The sequence below is a fragment of the Kribbella sp. NPDC004536 genome (genome assembly GCF_042873835.1).
GTDB lineage: Bacteria > Actinomycetota > Actinomycetes > Propionibacteriales > Kribbellaceae > Kribbella.
The window spans coordinates 2577106-2600725 of the sequence record NZ_JBIALY010000001.1 but is presented as its reverse complement, the minus strand read 5'-3'; the positions used below and the strand labels follow the sequence as shown (position 1 = coordinate 2600725).

The 23620-nt window shown below is 68.0% G+C and carries 26 protein-coding genes, 1 tRNA gene and 1 other RNA gene; 13 read left to right on the top strand and 15 right to left on the bottom strand.

All coding sequences use genetic code 11. The annotated features are described in order from the left end of the window. Positions 1 to 35: 35 nt before the first annotated feature. The 4 genes from ACFYRU_RS13060 to ACFYRU_RS13045 form a co-directional block, all read right to left on the bottom strand. Positions 36 to 680 carry a DUF5063 domain-containing protein gene (locus ACFYRU_RS13060; RefSeq protein WP_137252074.1) on the bottom strand — a complete coding sequence of 215 codons (645 nt, stop codon included), beginning with the start codon at positions 678 to 680 and terminating at the stop codon, positions 36 to 38. Next, complete coding sequence (gene recR / locus ACFYRU_RS13055) at positions 673 to 1272, bottom strand: recombination mediator RecR (protein ID WP_387657026.1); 600 nt, start codon at positions 1270 to 1272, stop codon at positions 673 to 675. The genes ACFYRU_RS13060 and recR overlap by 8 nt, the downstream gene beginning before the upstream one ends. Position 1273: 1 nt before the next feature. After that, entirely contained in the window at positions 1274 to 1963 is a 690-nt protein-coding gene (locus tag ACFYRU_RS13050; protein WP_387657023.1) for a YbaB/EbfC family nucleoid-associated protein, read from the bottom strand. Positions 1964 to 2249: 286 nt separating this feature from the next. Beyond that, positions 2250 to 5741: a DNA polymerase III subunit gamma and tau gene (locus ACFYRU_RS13045; RefSeq protein ID WP_387657020.1), complete on the bottom strand. Its 3492-nt coding sequence runs from the start codon at positions 5739 to 5741 to the stop codon at positions 2250 to 2252. Positions 5742 to 5974: 233 nt separating this feature from the next. Here ACFYRU_RS13045 and ACFYRU_RS13040 point away from each other — a divergent pair, with 233 nt between their 5' ends. Then, positions 5975 to 6790, top strand: coding sequence for a nucleotidyltransferase domain-containing protein (locus tag ACFYRU_RS13040; RefSeq protein ID WP_387657017.1), 816 nt, complete (start codon positions 5975 to 5977; stop codon positions 6788 to 6790). 22 nt (positions 6791 to 6812) lie between these two features. Here the strand turns inward: ACFYRU_RS13040 and ACFYRU_RS13035 are convergent, their stop codons facing one another. Continuing rightward, complete coding sequence (locus ACFYRU_RS13035; RefSeq protein ID WP_387657014.1) at positions 6813 to 8438, bottom strand: long-chain fatty acid--CoA ligase; 1626 nt, start codon at positions 8436 to 8438, stop codon at positions 6813 to 6815. A gap of 153 nt (positions 8439 to 8591) precedes the next feature. Between ACFYRU_RS13035 and ACFYRU_RS13030 the strand changes: the two genes are divergently transcribed. From ACFYRU_RS13030 to ACFYRU_RS13015, 4 genes are read left to right on the top strand one after another with little or no spacing between them, the layout of a single operon-like run. Next, complete coding sequence (locus tag ACFYRU_RS13030) at positions 8592 to 9068, top strand: MarR family winged helix-turn-helix transcriptional regulator (protein ID WP_387657011.1); 477 nt, start codon at positions 8592 to 8594, stop codon at positions 9066 to 9068. 2 nt (positions 9069 to 9070) lie between these two features. Beyond that, positions 9071 to 9475: an SRPBCC family protein gene (locus ACFYRU_RS13025; protein WP_387657009.1), complete on the top strand. Its 405-nt coding sequence runs from the start codon at positions 9071 to 9073 to the stop codon at positions 9473 to 9475. Between the two features lie 10 nt (positions 9476 to 9485). Next, on the top strand, positions 9486 to 9992 hold the full coding sequence (locus tag ACFYRU_RS13020) for an alpha/beta fold hydrolase (RefSeq protein WP_387657007.1): 507 nt from the start codon (positions 9486 to 9488) through the stop codon (positions 9990 to 9992). After that, on the top strand, positions 9952 to 10335 hold the full coding sequence (locus ACFYRU_RS13015) for an alpha/beta fold hydrolase (protein ID WP_387657004.1): 384 nt from the start codon (positions 9952 to 9954) through the stop codon (positions 10333 to 10335). Before ACFYRU_RS13020 ends, ACFYRU_RS13015 begins: the two co-directional genes overlap by 41 nt. On the opposite strand, the gene nadE is transcribed toward ACFYRU_RS13015, so the two are convergent. Continuing rightward, entirely contained in the window at positions 10328 to 11146 is an 819-nt protein-coding gene (gene nadE, locus ACFYRU_RS13010) for an ammonia-dependent NAD(+) synthetase (RefSeq protein ID WP_387657001.1), read from the bottom strand. The genes ACFYRU_RS13015 and nadE overlap by 8 nt on opposite strands. Before the next feature lie 36 nt (positions 11147 to 11182). Further along, positions 11183 to 11279, bottom strand: an RNA gene (gene ffs, locus ACFYRU_RS13005) — signal recognition particle sRNA small type. Positions 11280 to 11361: 82 nt separating this feature from the next. On the opposite strand from ffs, the gene ACFYRU_RS13000 reads away from it, so the two are divergent. Beyond that, on the top strand, positions 11362 to 11811 hold the full coding sequence (locus ACFYRU_RS13000; RefSeq protein ID WP_387658107.1) for a VOC family protein: 450 nt from the start codon (positions 11362 to 11364) through the stop codon (positions 11809 to 11811). A 45-nt stretch (positions 11812 to 11856) separates the two neighbouring features. Then, positions 11857 to 12672 carry a TIGR03620 family F420-dependent LLM class oxidoreductase gene (locus ACFYRU_RS12995; RefSeq protein WP_387656998.1) on the top strand — a complete coding sequence of 272 codons (816 nt, stop codon included), beginning with the start codon at positions 11857 to 11859 and terminating at the stop codon, positions 12670 to 12672. Here ACFYRU_RS12995 and ACFYRU_RS12990 read toward each other — a convergent pair. After that, entirely contained in the window at positions 12661 to 12852 is a 192-nt protein-coding gene (locus tag ACFYRU_RS12990) for a hypothetical protein (protein ID WP_387656995.1), read from the bottom strand. The two genes, ACFYRU_RS12995 and ACFYRU_RS12990, sit on opposite strands and share 12 nt — an antisense overlap. A gap of 384 nt (positions 12853 to 13236) precedes the next feature. Between ACFYRU_RS12990 and ACFYRU_RS12985 the strand changes: the two genes are divergently transcribed. Then, positions 13237 to 13324 (top strand) — tRNA-Ser (locus ACFYRU_RS12985). Positions 13325 to 13639: 315 nt separating this feature from the next. Here ACFYRU_RS12985 and ACFYRU_RS12980 read toward each other — a convergent pair. The 4 genes from ACFYRU_RS12980 to ACFYRU_RS12965 all read right to left on the bottom strand — a co-directional run bounded on the left by ACFYRU_RS12980 (position 13640) and on the right by ACFYRU_RS12965 (position 15465). After that, the gene (locus ACFYRU_RS12980) at positions 13640 to 14068 is read right to left on the bottom strand and encodes a hypothetical protein (protein ID WP_387656993.1); all 429 of its coding nucleotides are present in this window, start codon (positions 14066 to 14068) and stop codon (positions 13640 to 13642) included. A gap of 683 nt (positions 14069 to 14751) precedes the next feature. Beyond that, positions 14752 to 15006 (bottom strand): DUF3631 domain-containing protein, encoded by a 255-nt coding sequence (locus tag ACFYRU_RS12975; protein ID WP_387656990.1) that lies wholly within the window; start codon positions 15004 to 15006, stop codon positions 14752 to 14754. A 142-nt stretch (positions 15007 to 15148) separates the two neighbouring features. Then, positions 15149 to 15325 (bottom strand): hypothetical protein, encoded by a 177-nt coding sequence (locus tag ACFYRU_RS12970; RefSeq protein ID WP_387656987.1) that lies wholly within the window; start codon positions 15323 to 15325, stop codon positions 15149 to 15151. Beyond that, entirely contained in the window at positions 15322 to 15465 is a 144-nt protein-coding gene (locus tag ACFYRU_RS12965) for a hypothetical protein (protein ID WP_387656984.1), read from the bottom strand. The genes ACFYRU_RS12970 and ACFYRU_RS12965 overlap by 4 nt, the downstream gene beginning before the upstream one ends. Before the next feature lie 332 nt (positions 15466 to 15797). On the opposite strand from ACFYRU_RS12965, the gene ACFYRU_RS12960 reads away from it, so the two are divergent. Continuing rightward, entirely contained in the window at positions 15798 to 17048 is a 1251-nt protein-coding gene (locus ACFYRU_RS12960) for an MFS transporter (protein ID WP_387656982.1), read from the top strand. Between the two features lie 42 nt (positions 17049 to 17090). Here the strand turns inward: ACFYRU_RS12960 and ACFYRU_RS12955 are convergent, their stop codons facing one another. Further along, positions 17091 to 17738, bottom strand: a complete 648-nt coding sequence (locus tag ACFYRU_RS12955; protein ID WP_387656979.1) for a response regulator — start codon at positions 17736 to 17738, stop codon at positions 17091 to 17093. Beyond that, positions 17735 to 18511, bottom strand: coding sequence for a sensor histidine kinase (locus ACFYRU_RS12950; RefSeq protein ID WP_387658104.1), 777 nt, complete (start codon positions 18509 to 18511; stop codon positions 17735 to 17737). Before ACFYRU_RS12950 ends, ACFYRU_RS12955 begins: the two co-directional genes overlap by 4 nt. Before the next feature lie 142 nt (positions 18512 to 18653). On the opposite strand from ACFYRU_RS12950, the gene ACFYRU_RS12945 reads away from it, so the two are divergent. From ACFYRU_RS12945 to ACFYRU_RS12930, 4 genes are read left to right on the top strand one after another with little or no spacing between them, the layout of a single operon-like run. Next, a complete protein-coding gene (locus ACFYRU_RS12945; RefSeq protein ID WP_387656976.1) occupies positions 18654 to 19355 on the top strand; it encodes an ABC transporter ATP-binding protein in 702 nt (233 codons plus the stop codon). After that, on the top strand, positions 19352 to 21682 hold the full coding sequence (locus tag ACFYRU_RS12940; RefSeq protein WP_387656973.1) for an FtsX-like permease family protein: 2331 nt from the start codon (positions 19352 to 19354) through the stop codon (positions 21680 to 21682). Before ACFYRU_RS12945 ends, ACFYRU_RS12940 begins: the two co-directional genes overlap by 4 nt. A 33-nt stretch (positions 21683 to 21715) precedes the next feature. Then, positions 21716 to 21961: a nucleotidyltransferase domain-containing protein gene (locus ACFYRU_RS12935; protein WP_387656971.1), complete on the top strand. Its 246-nt coding sequence runs from the start codon at positions 21716 to 21718 to the stop codon at positions 21959 to 21961. 8 nt (positions 21962 to 21969) lie between these two features. After that, complete coding sequence (locus ACFYRU_RS12930; RefSeq protein WP_387656968.1) at positions 21970 to 22725, top strand: class I SAM-dependent methyltransferase; 756 nt, start codon at positions 21970 to 21972, stop codon at positions 22723 to 22725. Here ACFYRU_RS12930 and ACFYRU_RS12925 read toward each other — a convergent pair. Then, positions 22720 to 23553: a nitroreductase/quinone reductase family protein gene (locus ACFYRU_RS12925; protein WP_387656965.1), complete on the bottom strand. Its 834-nt coding sequence runs from the start codon at positions 23551 to 23553 to the stop codon at positions 22720 to 22722. The two genes, ACFYRU_RS12930 and ACFYRU_RS12925, sit on opposite strands and share 6 nt — an antisense overlap. Between the last annotated feature and the right edge of the window lie 67 nt (positions 23554 to 23620).

Here is a 23620-nt window from a genome sequence, read left to right as displayed (position 1 = left end):
GTGGGGCGGTCAGGAGCAAGCTGTGGATAACTCCGTCAGCGGCGCTGCACGGCCTCTTCGGCGACCTCGACCAGTTCGCGGTCGGTGGCCTCGGTCTCGGCGTCGTGGGCCGGCTCGAGCCGGTCGTGCGCGATCAGCGACTGGATGGCCCGCAGTACGGCGCTGGCGGCCGCGCCCCAGGTGGAGACGTACGAGAACTGCCACCACCACAGCGCCTCGACCACCCGGCCGTCCTCGTAGTGCGCGAGGCCGTGCACCAGGTCGGTCGCGATCGCGGTCAGGTCGTCGGAGAGCCGGTTGACGGTGATCTCCGGCGGAGCCGCGTACGGGTCGAAGACCTCGGCGTACTCGTCCAGGCCCTCGAACAGCACCGCGAGCCGGTCCCGCATCGCGTCCAGGTCCGGGTCCGGGCCGGCGTCGCTCTCGAAGCGCTCCTCCGGTACGAAGTCCTCGAACGCGCCGAGCCGGCCGCCGGCCAGCAGCAACTGGCTGACCTCGAGCAGTAGGTACGGCAGCGAGGCGAGGCCCTCGTCGACCCCGTCCTCGTCCGGCTGCGCGGCGATGTCGCGTACCGAGATCAGGAAGCTCCGGACCTGGTCGGCGATCTGCTCGGCGAACTCGGTCAGGTCCTCGCTGTCGGTGGCCAATGCGCGTTCCGCAATATCGGTTGGTTCAGTCATCGATCGATCGTCGCCCTTCAAACGCCCGTCCGAGTGTGACCTCGTCGGCATACTCGAGGTCACCGCCTACAGGAAGTCCACTAGCCAATCGGGTGACGCGCAAGCCCATGGGCCGCAGCAGGCGGCTCAGGTACGTCGCGGTCGCCTCACCCTCGAGGTTCGGGTCGGTGGCCAGGATGATCTCGGTCACCTCACCGCTGGCCAGCCGCTGCATCAGCTCCTTGATCCGCAGCTCGTCCGGCCCGACGCCCTCGATCGGCGAGATCGCCCCGCCGAGCACGTGGTACCGGCCACGGAACTCGCGGGTGCGCTCGATCGCCACCACGTCCTTGGCCTCTTCGACCACACAGATCAGGCTCAGGTCGCGGCGCGGGTCCCGGCAGATCCGGCACTGCACCTCCTCCGCGACGTTGCCGCAGATCTCGCAGAACTTGACCTTCTCCTTGACCTGCACGAGCACATGCGCCAGCCGCCGTACGTCGGTCTCGTCCGCGGCCAGCAGGTGGAACGCGATCCGCTGCGCCGACTTCGGACCCACACCCGGCAAACGTCCCAGCTCGTCGATCAGGTCCTGAACGGCCCCCTCGTACACGTCAGCCCTGGTTCTGACCGGCGTCGCCGGCCGAGCTCCCCGGGTTCACAAACCCGACACCCCGCCCCTGACCACCCGCACCCGGGGCGCCGCTCGCGCCCGTGCCCGGGTTGGCGCCCGTGCCCGGGTTGGCGCCCGTGCCCGGGTTGCCGCTACCGCCCGCGTTCGGGTTGCCCGCGCCGCGCTCACCGGCACCGGGGGTGCCACTCGCGCCTGCGCTCGGGTTGCCCGCGCCGCGCTCGCCCGCGCCCGGAGCGCCGGGCTCGTCACCGGCCTCCACCGCGGGCGGGGTCGCGCTCGGCAGCCCGAAACCGGCCGGCGCCGACGGCGCTCCGCCACCGAACCCAGGGATCCCGCCGTCGCCGAAGGCCCCGCCGAGCCCACCGGCCAGCGGACCCATCGCCGCGGCCGCAGCCTGCTTGGCATTCTCGGAGGCGTCCCGCACCGCGGCAACGATCAGATCGGCCAGCGTCTCGGTGTCGTCCGGGTCCACGGCCTCCTTCTTGATGTCCAGACTGAGCAACTCGCCCGTACCGGACACCAGCGCGGTCACCAGACCACCGCCGGCCGACCCCTCGATCTCCTGCTCCTCGAGATCGGCCTGAGCCTCCATCAGCTGGTTCTGCATCGCCTGCGCCTGCGCGAGCAGGTTGGACATGTCGAAGCCCCCAGCACCGCCACCGTCGAACACCGCGATCTCCTCGGTCCGAACCCGCTACCTTGACGCCGGCCCAGACACACCCGAAGCCGGAGCCTCAACACTAGCCGGTTCCCCCGACAACCCCACCCGCACCCGGAAACCGCCCTGTCTCCCCCAAGTTGTCCACAACCCTGTGGGCAACCCCGTCCACAGGGTTGTGAACATGTGGATACCCACCGTCACACCCCACCCAGACCTGTGGACAACTCTGTTGGACCGGCCTCAGGTGCGTGCATCCAGGACCTGGGTGACCGTGCCTTCGCCGAGCTCGGATGACTCAGTTAGGTTCTTCCAGAATGATCTGCGCGCCGAGCGTCTCTCGAAGCAGATCGGTATGCGACCGGGAGTCGTCTTCGAGGACCATGTCGTCCTCCCCGATCACATCCGCCTCCTCCTCGGGCGTCAGCCGTACCTCAGGTGCCGCCGAAGCCGCAGCCGCCGCCAGCCGAGCCTGCTCGGCAGCCACAGCCGCCTCAGCCGCCCGCCGCTTACTGCCCGCCTGCTCCCGCCGATCCCCATCCTGCTTCTGCCCGGCCCGGCCCCCCACCTGCTGCTTCCCGACCCGCTGCCCGCCCTGCTGAGCGGCCCGCTGGGCGGGATGCCCGATCGGCCCCTCCTCCCAAGGCTCCTCCGGCGGTACCTCGTCGTACTCAGAGTCCGGCGGCTCCCGCAAGTCAACAGCAGCCCCATTCCCCCACTGCCCACTCCGAGCCCCACCAGCCACCGCCACACCGCCGCCTGTACCTCCGGCGTTGGCCGCTCCCGCGGTCCCAGCCCCGCCACCAGCACCAGCACCAGCACCAGGACCAGCACCCATGCCAGCAGCACCCGGCGCACTAGAAGCCCCGAACTCACCAGACCCCGCCGCAGCCAACTGAGCGTCGCCAGCACCCCCACCACCGGACTCCCAGTCACCCGAGCCCGCACCACTCGATCGCTCACCGCCGACGTCACCCGCTGCAGAACCACCAGACGCAGCAACCCCAGCTCCACCGGCATCGCCGCGTCGACCTACACCAGGAACTCCAGCAACCGCTCCGCCAACGGCAGGACCAGCAGCGTCAGCACCTCCAGCATCAGGTCCGCTGCCACCGGGCCCGGCGACGCCCTGGCCCTCTGCACCGGCACCACCGGCCCCAGAACCGCCAACACCCGGCCCACCAGCACCTGTTCCACCAGCACCTGTTCCACCAGCACCTGTTCCACCGGCACCTGTTCCACCGGCACCCGGTCCACCGGCACCTGTTCCACCGGCACCTGTTCCACCGGCACCTGTTCCACCGGCACCTGTTCCACCGGCACCTGTTCCACCGGCACCCGGTCCACCGGCACCCGGTCCACCGGCACCCGGTCCACCGGCACCCGGACCACCAGCACCCGGTCCACCGGCACCCGGACCACCAGCACCTGGCGCTCCGGCAGCACCTGCTCCGGCGGTACCTGTTCCGGGCGCGTCTTGGGCTGTTGGTGCGCCGGTGTGGCCCGCGGCGCCAGGGGCGCCTGGTTGCGGGCTGGTCGGCTGTGGACCTGGGCGACCGCCTGGCCCGCCGCTGGGTCCGCCGGCGCCTGGGTCGGTCGACGGGTCGACGACTGCCTCGACGCGGCGGTTGACGCCGATCGTGTCGATCATCGCCTGACGCAGAATCTCATCGCTGCCGGAACGCGCGAAGCTCTCCCGCGCCCCCGCGTTCACCAGACCGAGGGTCAACGTCTGCTCGTCGATCGCGATGACCTGAGCGTTCTGACTCAGCATGATCCAGGCGAACCGCCGCTTGGCCTTGACCGCCTCCAACACCTCAGGCCACAACCGCCGAATATCCGCGAGCCCAACGGTCCCGCCCGCCGGCGCCGCACCGGCACCCGGAGCAGCGGCCGGAGGGTTGGCGGCCGCCGCGCTGGTCGCATGAGCAACAGTCGGAGCCGAACCCCCACCGCCGGAAGATCCAGCCCCGGAGTGCGACGACTGCCCCGAGGGCTCATCTCCCCAAGCGCCCGTACGCCCGCCAGACGAGCCACCCGCCGCCGGAGCACCTGCTCCACGTCCACGACCCGCAGGTTGTCCGCCCCCACCGCCAGCGGCCGCCGGACCGCCTCCGGTAGTCGACGAACCGCCCGCCGCACCAGCAGACGACTCGCTACCCGGTCCGAGGCGCGTCTCAGCCGCGTCCACGTGACCACCTGACGCGCTGCCGTCCGCTCCACCAATGGACGTAGGACCGGTAGACCCATGGCCCAACCCGTCGCTCGCCCGTCCACCACCGGTCGGCGCCTCCGCACCAGCCGGGCCGCCAATGCCCGGTCCATCAGCACCAGCCCCGCCGTCGCCCGAGGCGCGGCCCGCGCCGGTCCGGCTCTCGCCGGCGCCGGTCAGGGTGTCGCCAGCGCCGGTCAGGGTGTCGCCGGCGCCGGCCGTGGGTCGGGTGCCTGCGGCAGCGCTCGGCTCGGGTTGGCTGGAGGCCGGGCGGGAGCCGGCGCTCGCGGCTGCTCGGGCGGCTGCACGGCTCGAGGCTGCGTCGGCAGCTCCGGCTCCGGTTGCGTCCGGTTGCGGGTACGACGTCGTACCAGCTGCCCCGGCGGCTTCCGGCGTACCGGCTGGGACTCCGATTGTCAGGCGGCGTTCCATGCGGTCGAGGCGGGCTTGGATGCCGTTGGTGGAGTCGTCGGCGCCAGGCAGCAGGACCTTGGCGCAGATGAGCTCCAGCTGCAGCCGCGGCGCCGTCGCGCCACGCATCTCCAGCAGGCCGGCGGCAACGATGTCCGCGGCCCGAGTCAGCTCAGCCGGGCCGATCCCGGCGGCCTGGGTCTGGAGACGCTCACCCTGATCCTCCGCAGCCTCGATCAGCCCGGAAGTTATAGCGGTCGGTACGGCGGACAGTACGACGAGATCCCGCAGCCGCCGCAACAGGTCCTCCGCGAACCGCTTCGGGTCCTGTCCGGTTTCGATGACCTTCTCGACCGTCTCGAACACGGCGGCGCTGTCGTGCGCCGCGAACCCGTCCACGCACGCGTCGAGCAGCGAGTCCGGCGTGAACCCGAGCAGCGCCACCGCGAGCTCGTACGTCACGCCCTCCGGCCCGGCTCCGCCGATCAGCTGGTCGAGCACGCTCAGCGAGTCACGCACCGAACCGGCGCCGGCCCGCACGACGAGCGGCAGCGCGGCCGGCTCGATCGAGACGCCTTCGGACGCGCAGAGGGTCGCCATGTAGTCGGCGAGCACCTTCGGCGGCACCAGCCGGAACGGGTAGTGGTGCGTCCGGGACCGGATCGTCCCGATGACCTTGTCCGGCTCGGTGGTCGCGAAGATGAACTTGAGGTGCGGCGGCGGCTCCTCGACCAGCTTCAGCAGGGCGTTGAAGCCCTGCGTGGTCACCATGTGCGCCTCGTCGATGATGTAGATCTTGTAGCGGCTCTCGACCGGCGCGAAGAACGCCCGCTCACGCAGGTCGCGGGCGTCGTCCACACCACCGTGCGACGCCGCGTCGATCTCGATCACGTCGATACTGCCGGGTCCGCCGCGGGCGAGGTCGGTGCAGGACTTGCACACCCCGCACGGCTCGGCGATCGGGCCTTTCTCACAGTTGATCGCGCGGGCGAGGATCCGCGCGCTGGTGGTCTTTCCACAGCCGCGCGGGCCGGAGAACAGGTAGGCGTGATTGACCCGGTTGTTACTCAACGCGTTCCGCAGCGGGGCGGTGACGTGTTCCTGCCCGATCACCTCCGCGAAGGTTTCCGGGCGGTACCGGCGATACAAGGCAAGAGGCGCTTCCACGCCGCAACCCTAGCGCTGCCCCCCGACACTTCCCGCCCACGCCCGCACCACACTCACGCCCCGCACCACACCCACACCCGCCCACACAACGCCCACACAACGCCCACGCCGTGCCCACGCCCGGGCCGGGTGGGCGTCCGTGCCACACCCGCGCTGCACCCACCCCATGGGCCGGTTCATGCCCGCGCCACGGCCGGCGGCCAGCTGGGCTTGGGGCGGCCTACGCTGGGTCGATGACGGCTGGGGACGATCGGCAGCAGGAAGTCATAGTTCGCGCGCGGGATCTGCTGCCCGCGGACGAGCGGATCCTCGCGGTGTACCTGGTCGGCAGCTACGCCACCGGGCTGGCCGACCGCTTCAGTGACGTCGACGTACACCTGGTCGTCACGGACGACAGCATCGACTGGTTCGAGCAGCACTGGGACGACGTACTGCGTAAAGTCGCCGGACCGACCGTTCACACCGACCGCGTCCCCGGGCTGATCGGCGGGCTGGGGATCACCGCCGACTGGCTGCACGTCGATCTCTTCGCGCACCCGCTCGCGACCTTCGACCGGTTCCAGTACGACGGCGCGCGGGTGCTGTTCGACCGGGACGGGACGCTGTTCCCGGACGGCGACCTCGCGCCAACGGGCGGCCGGCCGGGCGAACCGTATTGGCCGGCAGTCAACGTGGGGCTGTTCTTCTACTTCCTCGGCAATCTCGTCACGGTGCTCGGGCGGGACGAGCGGATCGTCGGCAACCAGGGCGTCGGCGTCATCCGCGACCAGCTCGTCGCGCTGATGCTCGCCGAACGCGGCGTGCGCCGGACCGGCGGAGTCAAACGCCTCAACCCGCTGCTGTCCGACGAGCAGCGCGCCACCCTCGAAGCCGTCCCGTCGGCCGGCACCGAGCCGTCCGACATCATCGCGGCCAACCAGTACCTCTGCCGCCAGTTCATCACTCGCGGCACCGCGCTGGCCAAGCTCACCGACAACCCTTGGCCCACCGAGTTCGTCGAAGCGACCCTGCTACACCTCCGCAATCATTTCGGCGTCGACTTCTCCTGAACCAGGTGCCGACGGCAACAAACTATTTCAGGTGGTAGTTGGCGAACCGAGTGCGCAGGTCCTTCTTCGAGAACTTGCCGACCGAGGTCTTGGGCACCTCCTCGATGAACTCGACCGCGTCCGGCAGCCACCACTTGGCGACCTGGGGACGTAGGTAGTCGAGGATCTCCTCGCCCGTCACGGCCGAGCCCTCCTGGAGCACGACACATGCCAGTGGCCGCTCGTCCCACTTCGGGTGCGGCACGCCGATAACGGCAGCCTCCTTCACCGCCGGATGGGCCATCAAGAGGTTCTCCAGCTCGACCGAGCTGATCCACTCGCCGCCCGACTTCACCAAATCCTTGGTGCGGTCAACGATCCGGACAGATCCGTACTGGTCGATCGCGGCGACGTCGCCCGTCTTCATCCAGCCGTCCTCGGTGTTCAGCTGTGCACCGTCGTCGGGCTGGTAGTACTCCGCGGCGATCCACGGGCCGCGCACCTGCAGCTCGCCGGTGGCCTCGTCGTCCCAAGGCAGCGCGGTGATCGAAGCGGGCTCGACGATCCGGACCTCGACGCCGGGCAGCGGCAGACCGGCCCGTGCCCGCAGGTGGGCCTGCTCCTCCTCGGGAAGGTCCATGTTGCGCGACGGGACGTGGGACGCGGTCGCGACCGGGCTCGTCTCGGTCATTCCCCACGCTTGCAGGATCGGCCGGCCGAGCTTCTTCCGGAAGGCCTCCGACAGCGCCTCCGGTACGGCGGAACCACCGCACGGGATCCGCCGTAGCTTCGGCAGCTCGACCCCGTCCAGCAACGGCAACAGCCCTTGCCAGATCGTCGGTACGCCGGCCGACAGCGTCACCTCCTGCTCCACCAGCAGCTTGAGGATCCCCTGCGGGCTCATGTCCGGCCCCGGGAACACCAGCGACGCGCCCGCCATCGGAGCGGCATGCGCCAGGCCCCACGCGTTCGCATGGAACATCGGCACCACCGGCATCACCGTGTCTGTCTCGGCCAGCCCGATGCCGGCGTTGGTCAGCACGCCGATCGAGTGCAGCCAGGTGGACCGATGGGAGTACACGACGCCCTTCGGGTTTCCGGTCGTACCGCTCGTGTAGCACATCGCGGCGGCCTGGTTCTCGTCCGCGACGTGGAACTCCACCGGTGACGCGGCCGCCACCAACTCCTCGTAGTCGTGGAACCGCGGGTCGTCCGGGACCTCGGTCCCCGGCGCGCCCGCCGGCAGGTCGTCCATCACCACCACGTGGCGCACCTGCGGCATCCGCTCGAGCAGCGGTAGGAACAGGCCGAGCAGCGAACGGTCGACGAACACGACCTCGTCCTCGGCATGGTTCGCGATGTAGACGACCTGGTCCGGGAAGAGCCTGATGTTGAGGGTGTGCAGCACCCGGCCGGTGCACGGCGCGGCGAAGTACAGCTCGAGGTGGCGGCCGGAGTTCCACGCGAAGGTCGCGACCCGGCCGTCGGAGCTGATCCCGAGCGTGTCCAGCACCCCGCCGAGGCGTCTGGTCCGATCGGCCCACTCGGCGTACGTCAGCGTGGTCGGCGCCGGACCGCCGGTATGGACGGTCTTGTCCGGGTAGAACTGCTCGGCCCGGCGGAAGATCGTGTCCAGCGACAGCTGGTAGTTCTGCATCAGACCCTTCATGAAGCCACTGTGCCAGCCGCGCTGCACCTTGACCATGACCTCGACCGGACTTTCTCCGGAACTCGTCCGGAACTGGAGCCGCAGGCAACAACAAACCGAAGACATTCGCGCCGGACAGATGACACGACATACGTGTCGTGTAATATATCTGGCATGAAGGTTGTCGAGGAGTTTCGCTATCTGGTGCTGGCGATCCAGCGCGAGGGCAATCGGCTGCTCGCCGCCGAGTTGCGCCCGCTGGGCATCACGCCTTCACAGGCAGAGGTTCTGCGGGTCCTCCGCGACCACGGCCCGATGACGCTGAACGCACTCGGCGGCCTGCTCGTCTGCGAGACCGGCAACAGCCCGAGCCGGCTCGTCGATCGCCTGGTCGCCCAAGGCCTGGTGAAACGGGGCATCGACCAGGTCGACCGGCGCTACCTCACGCTCAGCCTGACGGCTGAAGGCCGGGCACTGCACCGCCGCATCGTCACCGCGGAGAACCGGTTGCACCGCACCCTGCACGACAATCTCGCCGGCCAGGCGCTCGACGAGACCATCAGTACGCTCCGCTCGCTCGCCGACGCCTTTCCGACCGGGGCCGCGCTGGCCCGGCGCCGGGGTCCCGCACTCGCCCACCAGGAGAACTAGTCATGGAACAGGCCACCGAAACCATCCACGCCGGCCAGGCAGCGATCCGGCAGGTGCTGCTGGACGCCCTCGGTCTGCCGGAGTGGAACGAGGCGTTCATCGCCATCGACGGCCCCCGCGAGACGAACCCGGGGACTCGCTACGCGCTCCGCGTGCGCCCCGGCTTCTCCGGTGAGCTGCAGTACACGGTCGTCGAGGCAGACCGGGTTGAGATCGTCTGGCAGGTCCCGGGCTTCCGTGAGGTCGGCACGTGGACCATCGGCGCGGACGGCCGGGTCACCCACACGTTCGACCAGTCCGGCCCGCTCGCTCACGTCCTACGCCCGGCGTATCGGAACATCGCCACCATCCGGCTGGCCCGCCTCGCGAATCGCGTGCGCCAGGTGCAACTCGCACATACCGCCTAGGCTCAGCTTCATGCTGACGGAGATCCGCGACACGAGGCTGTACGTCGATCAGCATGGTGACGCGGACGCCCCGCCCGTCCTCTTCATCCACGGTGGTCCAGGCGCAGGCTCGTACGACTTCTTGAAGTTGCAGGGCGAGCGCCTCTCTCACAGCTTCCACCTGATCGGCGTCGACCAACGCGGTGTACAACAGTCCGACCCGCTCACCGGACCGGTCAGTGAGCTCGACCTGGTCGCCGACTACGAGGCGCTGCGCGAGAAGCTCGGCATCGCTCAGTGGTCGGTCATCAGTCACTCGTACGGCGGCCGCATCGCGCTGCGGTACGCCGCGATGCACCCGGACGCGATCAGCAAGGTCGTCTTCGAGAACCCTGGCTGGGACATGGTGCTCGCCACCGAGACCCTGGTCGGGCGCGGCACTGCCCTTGCTTCCCGGCGCCGAGCTCCCGCCGCACACCGGTCCAGCGACGAAGGCCATGTGGGACGAGCGGGTCGCACTACTCGCCCAGCTCGGTGAGCGCCGCATGGAGATCTACACCGGCCCGGGCGGTCGCGGCCTGCAGCTACCGGCCGACACTGAGATCGCAGACGAGTTCCACGAACGTTCTGGTCGTTTCTCGGAGCAGATCACCAGCTCAGCAACCTTCGGCGACGACGTACTGCAATACTTTGCTGAGCTCACGCAGCCCGCCCTCTTGATCAAGGGCGGGTACGACCCGGCGACAAGCGCGAAGGAGATCCAGCTGTTCCGCTCCGACGTACGGCAAGGCACGTACTACTACGCGGCCGGCGTCGGGCACTTCGTACATGCGGAGCAGCCGGATCTGTTCGCACAGCTGGTGACCGAGTTCCTCAGCTGAAGGCGAGCGGGACTGCCCGCTTGTGCGCCGTACGGCGGTGTGTCGCGATGATCGTGCTCGCGGCCTTCTCGTCGACCTCGTGACCCTCGAGGAAGTCGTCGATCTCGTCGTACGTCACGCCGAGCACAGCCTCGTCCGGGACGCCAGGGTTGTTCGTCTCCAGGTCCGCCGTCGGGACCTTCCCGGTGATCTCAGGCCCAGCGCCGAGCCGCTCGCCGACCGCACGGACGCGCCGCTTGCTCAGTCCGGACAGCGGCGTCAGGTCGCACGCGCCGTCGCCGTACTTGGTGAAGAAGCCCATCACGGCCTCGGCCGCGTGATCCGTACCGACCACCAGACCGCCGCGGGCACCCGCCACGAGGTACTGCGCGACCATCCGCTGGCGGGCCTTGATGTTGCCGACATGGAAGTCCTCACGGTCGCCGAGGCCGGAGTGCCGGACCGACTCGACCATCGCGTCCGTCGCGGGCTTCACGTCGACGGTGAGCGTCTCGTCCGGCTTGATGAAGTCGAGCGCGCGCTGGGCGTCCTCCTCGTCCGCCTGCACGCCGTACGGCAGCCGCATCGCGACGAACGTCGCCTGACGGCCCTCCGACCGCACCCGCTCCACGGCGAGCTGGCAGAGCCGCCCGGCGGTCGAGGAATCCACGCCGCCGCTGATCCCGAGCACGTACGCCGTCGCGCCGGTCCGCCGGAGCCGGTCGGCCAGGAACTCCACCCGCGACTCGATCTCGCTGTCCACGTCGAACGCCGCAGGCACATCGAGCTCGGCGATGATCAGATCCTGCAGGTAACGGCTCTCGGGGTTCATCAGGCTCCTCTTCGATCTGGGAGCCCTAAGCCTAGACATGAGGATTCCCCGCGCACCCGGAAGAGCTCACTTACCCTTGCTGCCTTCCGGCCCTGGGGGGATTGGGCGAGATACCGCCACGCGGGGAACCAGCAAAGAGTGTACGGGATGAGGCTCGCCAACCGGGAATCGGACTCCTACCCTCGGGCACATCACCGCACAGGGGGTAAGTACGGATCCGGCAGGCCAAGCTGCCGGTGAACGATCTGCGGGCGAGCACCGACTGGTACCGGCGCGCGCTTGATCTCGAGCTCGCCGCCGAGTTCCACGAGGCCGGCGTACTGCGTGGGGTCGCACTGGCGGACCGGGAGACCGGGATCGTCGTCGCGCTCCGGGAGCGGACCGCGGTGCCGGGCGCGCCGTCGGTCGAGGGGCTGGACGTGTTCGCGCTGGAGGTCGATGCGCCGGAGTCGCTGCACGCGCTGGTGGCCCGCTGGGACGAATTCGGGATCGAGCACACCGCGATCCTGGACAGCGGACCGTACGGGCTCGGCGTCGACGCGCTGGATCCGGACGGCATCCACGGACGGTTCCTGTGCGGGAACCCGATCGGGCAGGGCGGGTTCCACGGGTTCGACTTCACTGACGCCGGGCCGGCGGTGTACGACGTACCGCGCTCGCTCTGAGCGAACACTGCTGCGGATCGGCCGCCGACGGTCCAAGCTGACTGCGTGACGGATCATCAATTTGGGCGCTTCGGGATCACGACAGGCTTGACCAGCAGCGCGGAGTCGCTCGCGGCAGCGCGGACAGCCGAGGAGCTGGGGTGGCCGGTCATCTGGCTGTCCGGTGGGCCGCTGCCTGGACTGCAGACCATCAGCGATCTGGTCGAAGCTACGTCGACCATCAAGTTCGTGAGCGGCATCTTGGCGGTGGTGAAGTACAGCGCAGCCGAGGTGGGTACGGCGTACGCCGCTCTGGAGCAGGCTGCGCCGGGTCGGTTCACGGTCGGTCTGGGCGGTGCGCACGGTGCTAATCCGATCGCCAGGCTCAACGCCTACCTGGACGAGCTCGACGTACCTGTGGAACGCCGGGTGCTCGCTGCGCTCGGCCCGCGGATGCTGGAGCTCGCTGCCGAGCGGACTGCCGGCGCGTACCCGTTCTTGACGAGTGCTCCGTACTCCGCCGAGGCGCGGAAGGTTCTTGGTCCGGACAAGCTCCTGGCCGTCGGCCACCTCGTAGTGGTCGAGACAGACGCCGAGAAGGCCCGTGCGATCGCCAGGGACACCATCAGCTTCTTCACGACAATCCCCGGGTACGTCGCTTCGCTGCAGCGCCAGGGGTTCAACCAGAGCGACCTGTCCGAGCTCCCGGACCACATGATCGACGCACTCGCCGCGTGGGGAAGTCCTGCCGACATCAAGGCCAAGCTGACCGAACACCTCGACGCCGGCGCCGACCACGTCGCAGTGAATGTCATCACCGGCGTCACCGGGCCACAGCCGGTAGAGCAGTGGCGAGCCCTGGCGCCAGTACTACTCGGCTAGCTGCTTCTCGTAGAGGCGTGCGGTCGACTCAAGCTTGTCGTACCGGTACGGGCGCGCCTCACCTGTCGCCTTGAACCCCTGGCGCTCCCAGAACCCGGTAGCGACCTCCGCGTTCGTGTCGACGACAGCCAGCCGCAGGGTCCGCACCTCGGGCCAGCTGCTCTCGACGTACGCCTGCACAAGGCCGTACGTCGTACCGCCGTACCCACGCCCCTGCTGCCCGGCGTGGACCTGGAGCAGCCCGATGAACGCCGTGCCGTCCTGTGGAAACCCCTGATCAGGTCGACGACAGCCACAAGCCGCTCCCCGTCGAACGCCCCCAGTACGACCTTGGCCTCCTCGGCCACCCCCTCCGGCCGCATCATCAACAAACTCTGCGCATCCGCCGCCCCCGGCGGATACCCCGTAATCCGCTCCGTGTACCCCGGATCCGCCTCGATGAGCCCCTGCACCGCATCCAGGTCCCCGGGCCCGATCACCCGCAACCCCAACTCCACCACCCACCCGACCCTAGCCCCCGCCCCGATTTCGGATTCCCCACCCCGCCCGGTATCCTCTTCGCTTGGAGGATTCGCCTAGAGGCCTAGGGCGCACGCTTGGAAAGCGTGTTGGGGGCAACCCCTCACGAGTTCGAATCTCGTATCCTCCGCCATACTTCCCGAGTGAATGAGCCGCAGGTCAGGGCGCGGTTTCAGACTCCCGGAGGGCAGACAACAGCCGGGGCGGCTCCCCACATCTGAGAGCTGCCCCGGCGTCGTTGGTCTCAACGACAGTCTGAACACGCCCCTCGGGCAGGCTCAGAACCCGCTCCGGCTCCTCGCCTTCCGCCTCAGCTTGGCCTTCTTCTTGCGCTTCTTGGTCTCGGCCGCCTCCCACAGCAACCCTCCGACCCTCACCGCGATGTCCATGCGGATCTGCTGAGTGATGGGCTGGTACCGCGTCGCCATCGATCAGGAGGACCAACCCATCAGGTCATCACGGCCCGCTCCGGCACGGCGAGCAACAACAGCACCATTTTCGGACTGACCACTTCGCCGGTCCGCTTGGCGAACACCCATCCCTGGTCTTTCCAGAGCTGACGAGCGGTCGCCCTTTCAGCGGCCTGCGCCGTCCGGTGCTTTTGGAGAATCTTCGTCAGCTCGGGCGGCAGGCCGATCGTCCGGCGCCCCGCCCGTGACTTCGTCGGCGCCGTGTCCGGCCGCGCTTTCTGCTTGTTAGGGCAGAATCCCGGCTTCTGTCCACACGGCTCACCGTCACACCCATGCTTGTATTTCGGACGATTGGGGCCACGACGAACCCTCAGGACACCGGTCTTCAGATCGATGTCCGTCCACTTGAGCCCTAGCGCCTCTCCTTGACGCAAGCCGAGTGACCAGCGCGATTGCCCATCGGGCACTGTTCCTCCGCTTGTTCGCCTCTTCCAGAATTACCGGATCTCGCTCACGAGTACGGGTCAATCTCGTCCTCTCCCTCCAGGTCAAGGCGCGGCGGAACGGCCTTCTCCGCATGATTGGGGACAGTCAAAGGCACCGCGCCTCTCGGCCCACCGAGCGACGTCCGGATGGTTCGGTGCGCTTAATGCGCGGTACCAGCGCTCGACCCGTTCCTCTGCATCTTGGTGTAGAAGCGCTCTAGGTGCTCGGGCTGCAGCTTGTTCAGCTTGGGCCGCACCCAGGCCTGGGACGAGATGCACCCACACCGCGACCTCATAAGCGTCGTACGAGCCGCCCCGAAGGTTCGGCCGAGCGATCGTCAGCCAACGAGTCACCCATTCGCCACGGCCCGGCTCGCCGTTGTCCCTGACGCCCATCGTGACTCGGTCATGCCAGTAGCCATCGGCGCCCTCGTAGATACTCGATCGACCATCAGGGTTCTTGGGCCGCTTCTTCTTGTTCTCCATGTCGCTCCCTCCTAGGCGGCGCGGCGATCCGCGCCGGCCTTGATCCGAAGTCGGGCGACTTTCTCCACCGTCAGGGGCAACAGGGCCGGCGACGATCGAAGTGCCGGCGTCGAAGATGTCCATCCGGGCAAGGTCTCCTTCCGTCCGCACCGACAGGCGGTTAGCGCTCTCAGGCACGGTCATGCGGTCTCTCGGCTGTGGATGTCATCGGCATCGAAGAGGTCGGGGACGGCCCTGGGACCCAAGCCGTACCAGCGGTGGAAGGCGTCGGTGAAGTCGCGGCGGAAGTAGCCCTTGGCTTGTCCGGTCGGGAATTGGATGGTGGCGCTTCGGATCTCGAACTCGCGGAGGAGGTTGCCGAGCTTCATGCCTGTGAGGCCGTCTTTGCCGATTGTTGCCCAGGGTGTTTCGGGGTCGGCCTCATCGATCAGCAACGTGGGCGGGTCGCGCGGCGCTAGTCCGATGGACGATATGCCGCCGACGCCGATGAGTTCACAGTCCTCATCGGCCGGTGTGACATACCCTTGACCATGTCCAGCAGCCGCGACTTCCCGCAGCGCCGTTCGGGTGCCCGGATCACCAGTCGGGCGCGCAGTTCCAGGAGGGTACGGCGTGTGGTGCGGCGATCCACAGCACCACTGCGGTCAGGGCCGATGTGCTCGGCAAGATCACGTAGCGGGTGATGACGCGCGCTACATCGTCCAGCAGCTTGGCGCCGTCGATCTCGTCGGGCGCCGTGTCTGGGGTAGTCATGCAGCGATCCCTTCGGCGCGGAAACCGCCACCGATAGCGGTTCTGATGTCGCGGTCGGTTTGGGCGGCCTGGTAGCCGACCTCGGTGAGTGCGTTGATGGCGTCGGCCTGGTCGATGGCTCCGGCCGCGACCATCCGCACGACGCCTACCTTTTGGGGCGCGGCGCGGACGGCATCCAGGTGGGCGTCTAGGGGCTGGCTGGGGTGGGAGATGCCCCCGCCTGGTTGAGTCGCCGGGTTGGGTTTGCGAGGCGGTGCCCGGTTTGCCGGCCTAGGGGGCAGGCATGCGGCGACCAGCGCGAGGGGCATCTCCTGTGCGGCAGCGGCACCTGCGGTGGTGGATCGACGGCGGGACGACGACATAGGCCGTCGGGAGTCAGCCTTGGTTCAGGGTGCGGTCAGAACGTGAACCTAATGTGCTCGAAGAAGGCATTCGTGCCACTCGGCCTGCGGACGAACCATCGGGAGGCACCTTGCAGTGGCTGAAAGGACTTGTGCCGCGACTTTCGCGACCTGTCTGGCTGGTGCTTTTTGCGATGGGAGTTTCGGACCTGGGTGCCGGTGCTACGGTGCCCCTGCTCTACCCCTATCTGCACGAGATCCGCGGGCTCGATCTCGCGCTCGTGGGCTGGCTGGTCACGGCCCGAGCCGGTGGCGCTGTGATCGGCTCGGCGCTCGGCGGCATCTGGATCGATCGGGTCGGAGCGAAGGTGGCAACCGTCGCGAGTCTGGGTGTCGGCGCGCTGTGTACGGCTGGGATCGTGTTTGTGCACGACGCGCTGAGCGGTGCGATTGTGCTGATCCTCTACGGCATCTTCATTGCGATGGCGGGTACGGGGTTCAACGTGGTACTGGCGACGACCGGCGAGCCTGCCGAACGACCGCAGACGTTCGCGGTCGCCTACCTGATCGCCAACGTCGCGGGTGCCGGTGGCGCGGTGCTTTCCGCCGTCCTCCTGGAACGATTCCGCGCAGAGGTGGCATCCGTCGTGCTGTACGTCGTGGATGGGCTGACTTTCGGTGTGCTGGCCGTGATGCTCGCCGTGGCTCTGGAGTATCGCGAGGCAGAGCTGCCCGCGTCGCCTCCGGAACCAGGTGCGAGGCGTGGCTACCGCGCCGTTGCCCTGGATGTCCCTCTACGGTGGCTGGCAGGGATCATCTTCCTTCTTGTTGCCGTCGGCTTCTCCCAGCTCCAGGTCGGCATTCCCGGGCTGGCCACGGCCGAGCACTTTTCGCTGGGCGGATTGAGTGCCGTGTTCGCCGTCAACATGCTGGGCGTTGTGGTTCTTCAGTTGCCTGTTCAGCGGATCAGTTCGCGCTGGAGGCGTACGACGTCTCTCGCTGTGGCGCTCGGCATCATGACGGCCGCCTGGGCACTCGCACAGTTGGCAACGCAGTTCGGCATCGGCATGCTGATCGCCGCCGGTCTTGTGTTCTCCGGTGCCGAGGTCCTTCTGTCGCCTGTGTTGTCGACGCTCGTCAACGATCTCGCGCCTGCGGAGATTCGGGGTCGCTACAACGGCGTACAGACGATGGCATGGACCAGCGGTTGGTTGGCCGGCACCGCAGTCACCGGAGCGTTGGTCGGCAGCGGCCATGCTCACATTCTGTTTCCGATTCTGATCCTGGCCGTCGCCCTGACCGCCTGTGCAGTGGCGCGGCTACGCAAACGGCTGCCGGTCAGCGCGGACCAACCTCCCGCGGTACCCGTCGAGGTGCAATGAATCAACGGAGGCACTTGTGAGGGCCGTCCCGGTCTTGTCCGGTCAGTGGTCGCCGGGGGTTATCAGGCCGGTTTCGTAGACGAGGACTACGGCTTGGGTGCGGTCTCGGAGGGTTAGTTTGGCGAAGATTCGGGCGGCGTGGGTTTTGACCGTGGCTTCGCTCAACGTCAGGGTGGTGGCTATTTCGGCGTTGGAGAGGCCTTGGCCCATGAGGGTCAGGACTTCCAGTTCTCTCGGGGTGAGGGTGGAGAGGTCGCGGTGGAGGGCTGGTTGTGGGGTGGCGAAGCGTTCTACGAGGCGGCGGGTGATTGAGGGGGCCAGTAGGGCGTCGCCGGTGGTTACCAGGCGGACGGCGGCGGCCAGGTGTTCGGGGGTGACGTCTTTCAGGAGGAAACCGCTGGCGCCGGCGGCCAACGCGGCGTAGACGTACTGGTCGAGATCGAAGGTCGTGAGGATCAGGACCCGGCACTGGGTCGGGGTCGCGGCTATGCGGCGGGTGGCTTCCAGGCCGTCCATGGTGGGCATGCGGATGTCCATCAGGACGACGTCCGGGTGCAGGCGCCGTACGGCATCCACCGCTTCGGCCCCGTCGGCGGCCTCGCCGACTACCTCGATGCCACGGGCGGTGAGGATCATGCGGAAGCCGGTACGTACGAGCGCCTGGTCGTCGGCGATTACCACTCGGGTCATGGGCGCTCCAGCGGAAGCTTGGCGCGTACGCGGAAGCCTCCGCCAAGGCGGCGCCGGGCGTCGAACTGGCCGCCGTACACAGCTACTCGTTGCTTGAGGCCCAGCAGGCCGCGCCCGTCCCCCTCGGGAGCAGGTGGCCGACCACCGGTCAGGACACTGGTGCCTGTGTTGAGCACCTCCACCCGCAGCGCGTGCTCGGCGTAGCGGACAGTCACTTCGGCTTTGACCCCGTCTCCGTGCCGCAGTGCGTTGGTGAGTGCCTCTTGGATGATGCGGTACGCCGTGACGTCCACGCCGGTCGGCAGCGAGCAGGCCTCGCCGGAGATCCGTACGTCGACGGCCAGGCCAGCGAACGCCATCCGGTCGATCAGCTCCGACAACCGCGCCAGGCTCGGCTGTGGAGACAAGACGTCACTGTCGCCCTTAGGAGCGAGCACTCCGAGCAGGTGTCGCAGCTCAGCCATGGTGTCGCGTCCTGCGGCCTCTACTGCGAGCATGGCCGCCTCTGCGTCCAACGGAGCGGTAGCCAGCACCTGCCGGGCCGCACCGGTCTGGATGACCATCACGCTGACGTTGTGGCTCACGATGTCGTGCAGGTCGTGGGCTATGCGCGCTCGTTCCGCGTCGACAGCGCTCTGAGCTGCTGTCTCGCGCTCACGTTCCAGCAGCCACCCACGCTCCTCGAGAGCTCGCGTGTGCGCACGCCGCGCTTGTACGTACGCGAGGGCGAACGCAGCGGCAACCACGGTCGGCAGCGCGACAAGGAACCACATCACGAGACCACTGTCCCAAACCCGCCCCGAAGACCGCATCATCCGACGGGCGCACGGCCGTACATCTGCAGGATGACTGCCCGCGGACATTAGCCCGGCAGGCTGACGTCAGGACATGCCCTGCAGCCCTAGCGTGATCAGCATGACGGAGGAGAACGCACAGGTAGTCGTACAGCTCACAGCAGTACGCAAGGAGTACGGCGAATCGGTAGCACTCGACGGAGTGTCGATGGAGATCCGAGCCGGCGAGGCGGTCGCCGTCATGGGCCCGTCCGGCAGCGGCAAGTCCACGCTGCTCAGCATGATCGCCGGGCTCGACCGGCCGACCGCGGGCTCGGTCGTTGTGCACGGCGACGACCTGGGAACGCTGGACGAGAAGGGGCTCGCGTTGTTCCGGCGGCGCCGGATCGGAATGATCTTCCAGTTCTTCAACCTGCTGGACGATCTGTCGGCGCTCGACAACGTCGCCCTGGCGGCACAGCTCACCGGTACGTCGGCCGCGCCGGCGCGCAAGCGTGCCCTCGAGCTGTTCGAGGAGCTGGGCATCACGAGCCGCCGCAACACGTACCCGGCCCAGCTGAGCGGTGGAGAACGCCAACGCGTCGCGGTGGCCCGCGCACTGATGAACCGGCCGGCAATCCTGCTCGCCGACGAACCTACCGGTGCGCTCGACTCGCGCGCCGGTGAGCAGGTGATGGACCTGTTGATCGACCTCAACCAGATCGGTCAGACCCTCCTGATGGTCACCCACGACGAGCAGCTCGCGACACGCTGCGCCAGCCGCGTCATCGACTTCGCCGACGGGCAGATCGCCGACGAACGCAGCCTGGAGCGTACGGCGTGAGCGCCGTATGGCCGGTGGCGCGCGCAGCAGTACGGCGGCGTCGGGTGCAGACCGTGGTGATCGGTGTGGTCGTACTGCTGTCCACAACGATGATCGTGGTTGCGTTGGGTCTGCTGGCTGCGTCGAGCGGTCCGTTCGACCGGGCGTACTCGCGGCAGAGCGGTGCGCACCTGGTGGTGTCGTACGACCGGAGCAAGGTCAGCGACAGTGAACTGACGGCCAAGGCGTCCGCTGCCGAGGCCTTCGCCGGGCCGTTCGGGGTGACGACGCTCGACCTCGGTTCGACTCCGAAAGGCGATTCGGACTCCTTGGTCACGGTGGGGCGCGCGGACCCGAACGGACCGGTCGACCGGCTCAACGTGTGGAAGGGACGCTGGGCGGACAAGCCGGGCGAGATCGTACTCAACCGGAACCCCACAGACACCGGTGGACGTGGAGAGACGACGCTCGGATCGAGCATCGCCGCACCCGGAGGAGCACGGCTGACCGTTGTCGGATTCGCGTACAGCGTCAGCCAGTCGGCCGACGCGTGGGTCACCCCGCAGCAACTGGCGTCCCTCGGACCGACGTCGACACAGATGCTGTACCGCTTCACGCACGCTGCCACGAACGCAGAGGTGTCGGCCGGCCAGAACGCGGTGACAGCCGGTCTCCCGGCGGGAGCGCTGGTGGGGACACAGTCGTACCTAGGGCTCCGGGCACTCGCCACTGGTGAGCCGAACACGTTTGTACCGTTCCTGATGGTGTTCGGCTGGCTGGGGCTAGCTGTGGCAGTACTGATCGTGGCGAACGTAGTCAGTGGTGCAGTAGTAGCCGGCTTCAAGCACATCGGTGTACTGAAGGCGCTGGGCTTCACACCGACACAGGTGATGGCGGTCTACCTGGCAATGATCTCTGTCCCCGCGATCGCCGGATGCGCGATCGGCACCGTACTCGGCAACGTACTCGCGGAGTCCTTGCTGACAAAGGCGTTCGAGAACTACGGGGCGAACGGCACCACCGTGCCGATCTGGGTGGACGCCGCCGCGCTGGTTGGCGTACCAGCCTTGGTTGCCCTGTCCGCTCTGCTGCCGTCGCTGCGGGCCCGGAGCCTGTCGGCCTCGCAGGCGATCAGCGCAGGCAGTGCGCCGCGGGCCGGTCGAGGTCTGCGCGTGCAGCGTTGGCTCAGCGGTACCAGGTTGCCGCGGCCTGTCAGCCTGGGGCTCGGCCTTCCGTTCGCACGGCCGGCACGTACGGCGCTGACGCTGGCGGCCGTACTGCTCGGTGTCACGAGCGTGACCCTCGCAGTAGGGCTCGGCAAGTCGCTGACCACGTACCAGACCGCCGCCAGCCGGGTCGGTGCGGTTGACCTGGCGATGTTCGCGCCGGCCGCGCTCGGCGGGACGCCTCCTCCGGGCGCCGACGCCCCACCGGTGGCAAAGCTGACCGATGCCGCCGACGAGGCACTGCTGCGATCGATTCCAGGGGCGGTGTCGGTAACGCCGAGCACCGACCTCGGGATGCGGCTGGCTGGTACGCAGACGGACGTCCGGGTGTCGTTCTACCGCGGGGACGTCGAGCAGGTGGGCTTCCGGCTCCTCGACGGTCACTGGTTCGACGGCGCCGCGCAGGTGGTCGTGTCCGAGCGGTTCCTGCGCCAGCGTGCACTTGCCGTCGGGGACACCATCACGCTGCAGTCGGAGGGCAAGAACGTGCAGGTGCGGATCGTCGGCAAGGCACTCTACAACTCGGGCGACGAGATCCTGTCGAACTGGGACACTCTCAAACTGATCGCTCCTACGCAGCGGGCCAATCTGTACGAGATCAACGTGAAGCCTGGAACGAATCTGGATGCCTTCGTGAAGGCCGCGCAGGCAAAGGATCCGGGACTGATCGAGACCGACGGACAGGAATCGGGCAGCTTCGTGGCGATCGTCATCGCGACAGTAGTACTGCTCACCATTATGTTGGGGACCGTTGCGGCGCTCGGGGTGTTCAATACTGTCGTACTCAATACGCGTGAACGGCGTCGTGATCTGGGGATGCTCAAGTCGATCGGTATGACGCCCGCGCAGGTCACGGCAATGGTCGTGGTGTCGATGACCGCGCTGGGTGCTGTCGGAAGCTTGCTGGGCATTCCACTGGGGATCATCGCGCACCGCCTTGTCGTACCTGCGATGGCCAACGGTGCCCAGGTCGAACTCCCCGCCTTCATGCTCCGCGTCTACCCCGCGGGCCTGCTGGCGCTCCTCGTCCTAGCCGGCATCGCGATCGCCGCCGCCGGCGCCTACTTCCCGGCCCGCACCGCCGCCCGCACCACCATCGCCCAAGTCCTGCACAACGAATGAAAACTGTCGGAACCCGTTGATAGAAAGGGATCCATGACGCCGGAACGACCTCAGCTGGATGAGGTTGTGGCGGTGTTGGAAGGGCTTGGGTATGGCGTGACGGATGCGCGGTACGTGCAGGTCACGGTGCAGTTGACGCCTGCGGTCGAAGGGCGGATCGGTGGGCGGGTGGTGCGGTGCATGGCGGTGAGTGCGCAGCTCAGATCGCATCAGGGGTACGAACTGCGGGAGGTGGATCGGCACGATATGCGGTTGCTTGACGGGCTTGGGTCGGGCTGACTTGGGGTATGGATCAGGTCGTTGCGAGTAATCGGGTGGTCTGGGAGCGGGCCTCGGTCAAGCATGTCCGGGAATACGACGAGTTGCTCGAGGAGGCTCGCGGGGAGACGTTGTTGGTGCCGCGGGAGCGGGAGCTGTTGGCGGAGGTGCTGGCAGCCGAGCCAGTTGTCGTGCACTTCCAGAGTGGGACCGGGCTGGATGACGTCGGGCTGGTGAAGGCCGGCGCTCGGCGGGTGATCAGCGTGGACTACAGCTCCGTCGCGGCGGGTGCGGCGCAGCGGCGGGCACGGGAGCTGGGCGTCGACTGCCGGTACGTCGTGGCGGAAGTGCCAGGCGTACCACTGAAGGATGCTTCGGCGGATCTCCTGTACACCGGCAAGGGCGCGCTGATCTGGATGCGGGACATCGACGCGTGGGCGCGGGACGTGGCGCGGGTGGTACGACCGGGTGGACACCTGTTCGTGTACGAGGCCCACCCGGCCGTACCGCTGTGGACGTGGGACACCGACGAACCCCGGATCCGTCCGGACCGGAGCTACTTCGCCGAGTCGCACATCAACGACACGTACCCGGCCAACGGTGCGCAGGAGTGGCAGTGGACGCTCGGCCAGATCGTCACCGCGATCACCGCGGCCGGCCTGCACCTCAAGATCCTCGAGGAGTACGCCGAACCGTTCTGGCGACCGCAGGACGACACCCGCGCCGCCGCATGGGAAGGACGGCTGCCCAACTCCTACGCACTGCTGGCCCAGAAGCCCTTATAGATAAGGCAGTAGCTCTGCCTCCTCACGGTCCAGATGGGCGTTGAGCTGAGCGATCAGCTCATCCACCTGGTCCAACGAGACCTCGTCCTTCAACTGGTCGAGCAGTACTGCGATCTGGTCGTGCTCCTTCTGCAGTACGGCGACCGCATCCGCAAGCTCCGGGTGCTGCTCGACCAACCCCGGGAAGAGCATCGTCGACTCGCCCGTGTGGTGGTAATGCAGGCCCTGGCAGAGCGTCAGGCAATTGATGCGCAGCTGAGCACCGAGCCCCACGCCGCCGGACGTGGCGATCTCGTGGCGGATCAAGGCCAGTTCCCGCCGGAACGCGGCGTGGATGTTCTTCAACGCCTCGGCGAACGAACCGCTCCGCCCGCCAGGTGGCCCGCCAGGGATCAGCGCGACGACAGGGATCGTACGGGTGACGCCTGCCTGATAAGTACCCCACCCGGCGTCGGCCTCCACCAGCCGGGCGAAGACCTCGTCGCGCTCGGCACCCTGCAGTACAACTGCAGTTGCGGGGTAGCTGAAGAGGCCGACGTCCACGCTGACCTGGGGGTTGACGCGCAGGTTGTGGTACCAGGCCGGGTGGTTCGGGCTGCCGCCGGCCGAGCCGACGACGAGGACCCGGTCGCCGTCCGGGTAGTAGCCGAGGATCGCCGTCCGCGGCTCGCCGGACCGCGCACCTGTGGTTGTCAGGAGCAACAACCGGGCGTGCTCGAACGGTCCGCCGACCTGGCCGGCGTTCGCCTTGAACTCCTCGATGAGTCGTGCAGTGAAATCGTTCAGGATTCGCTTCTCTCTCTGGTGTCGGGTTGAAACGCAGGACATCAGAGAGAACGGGCGGGGCCCGCGCGGCGCTCAGAACGCAGCCGGGGACCCAACTCGGTAATGGCTC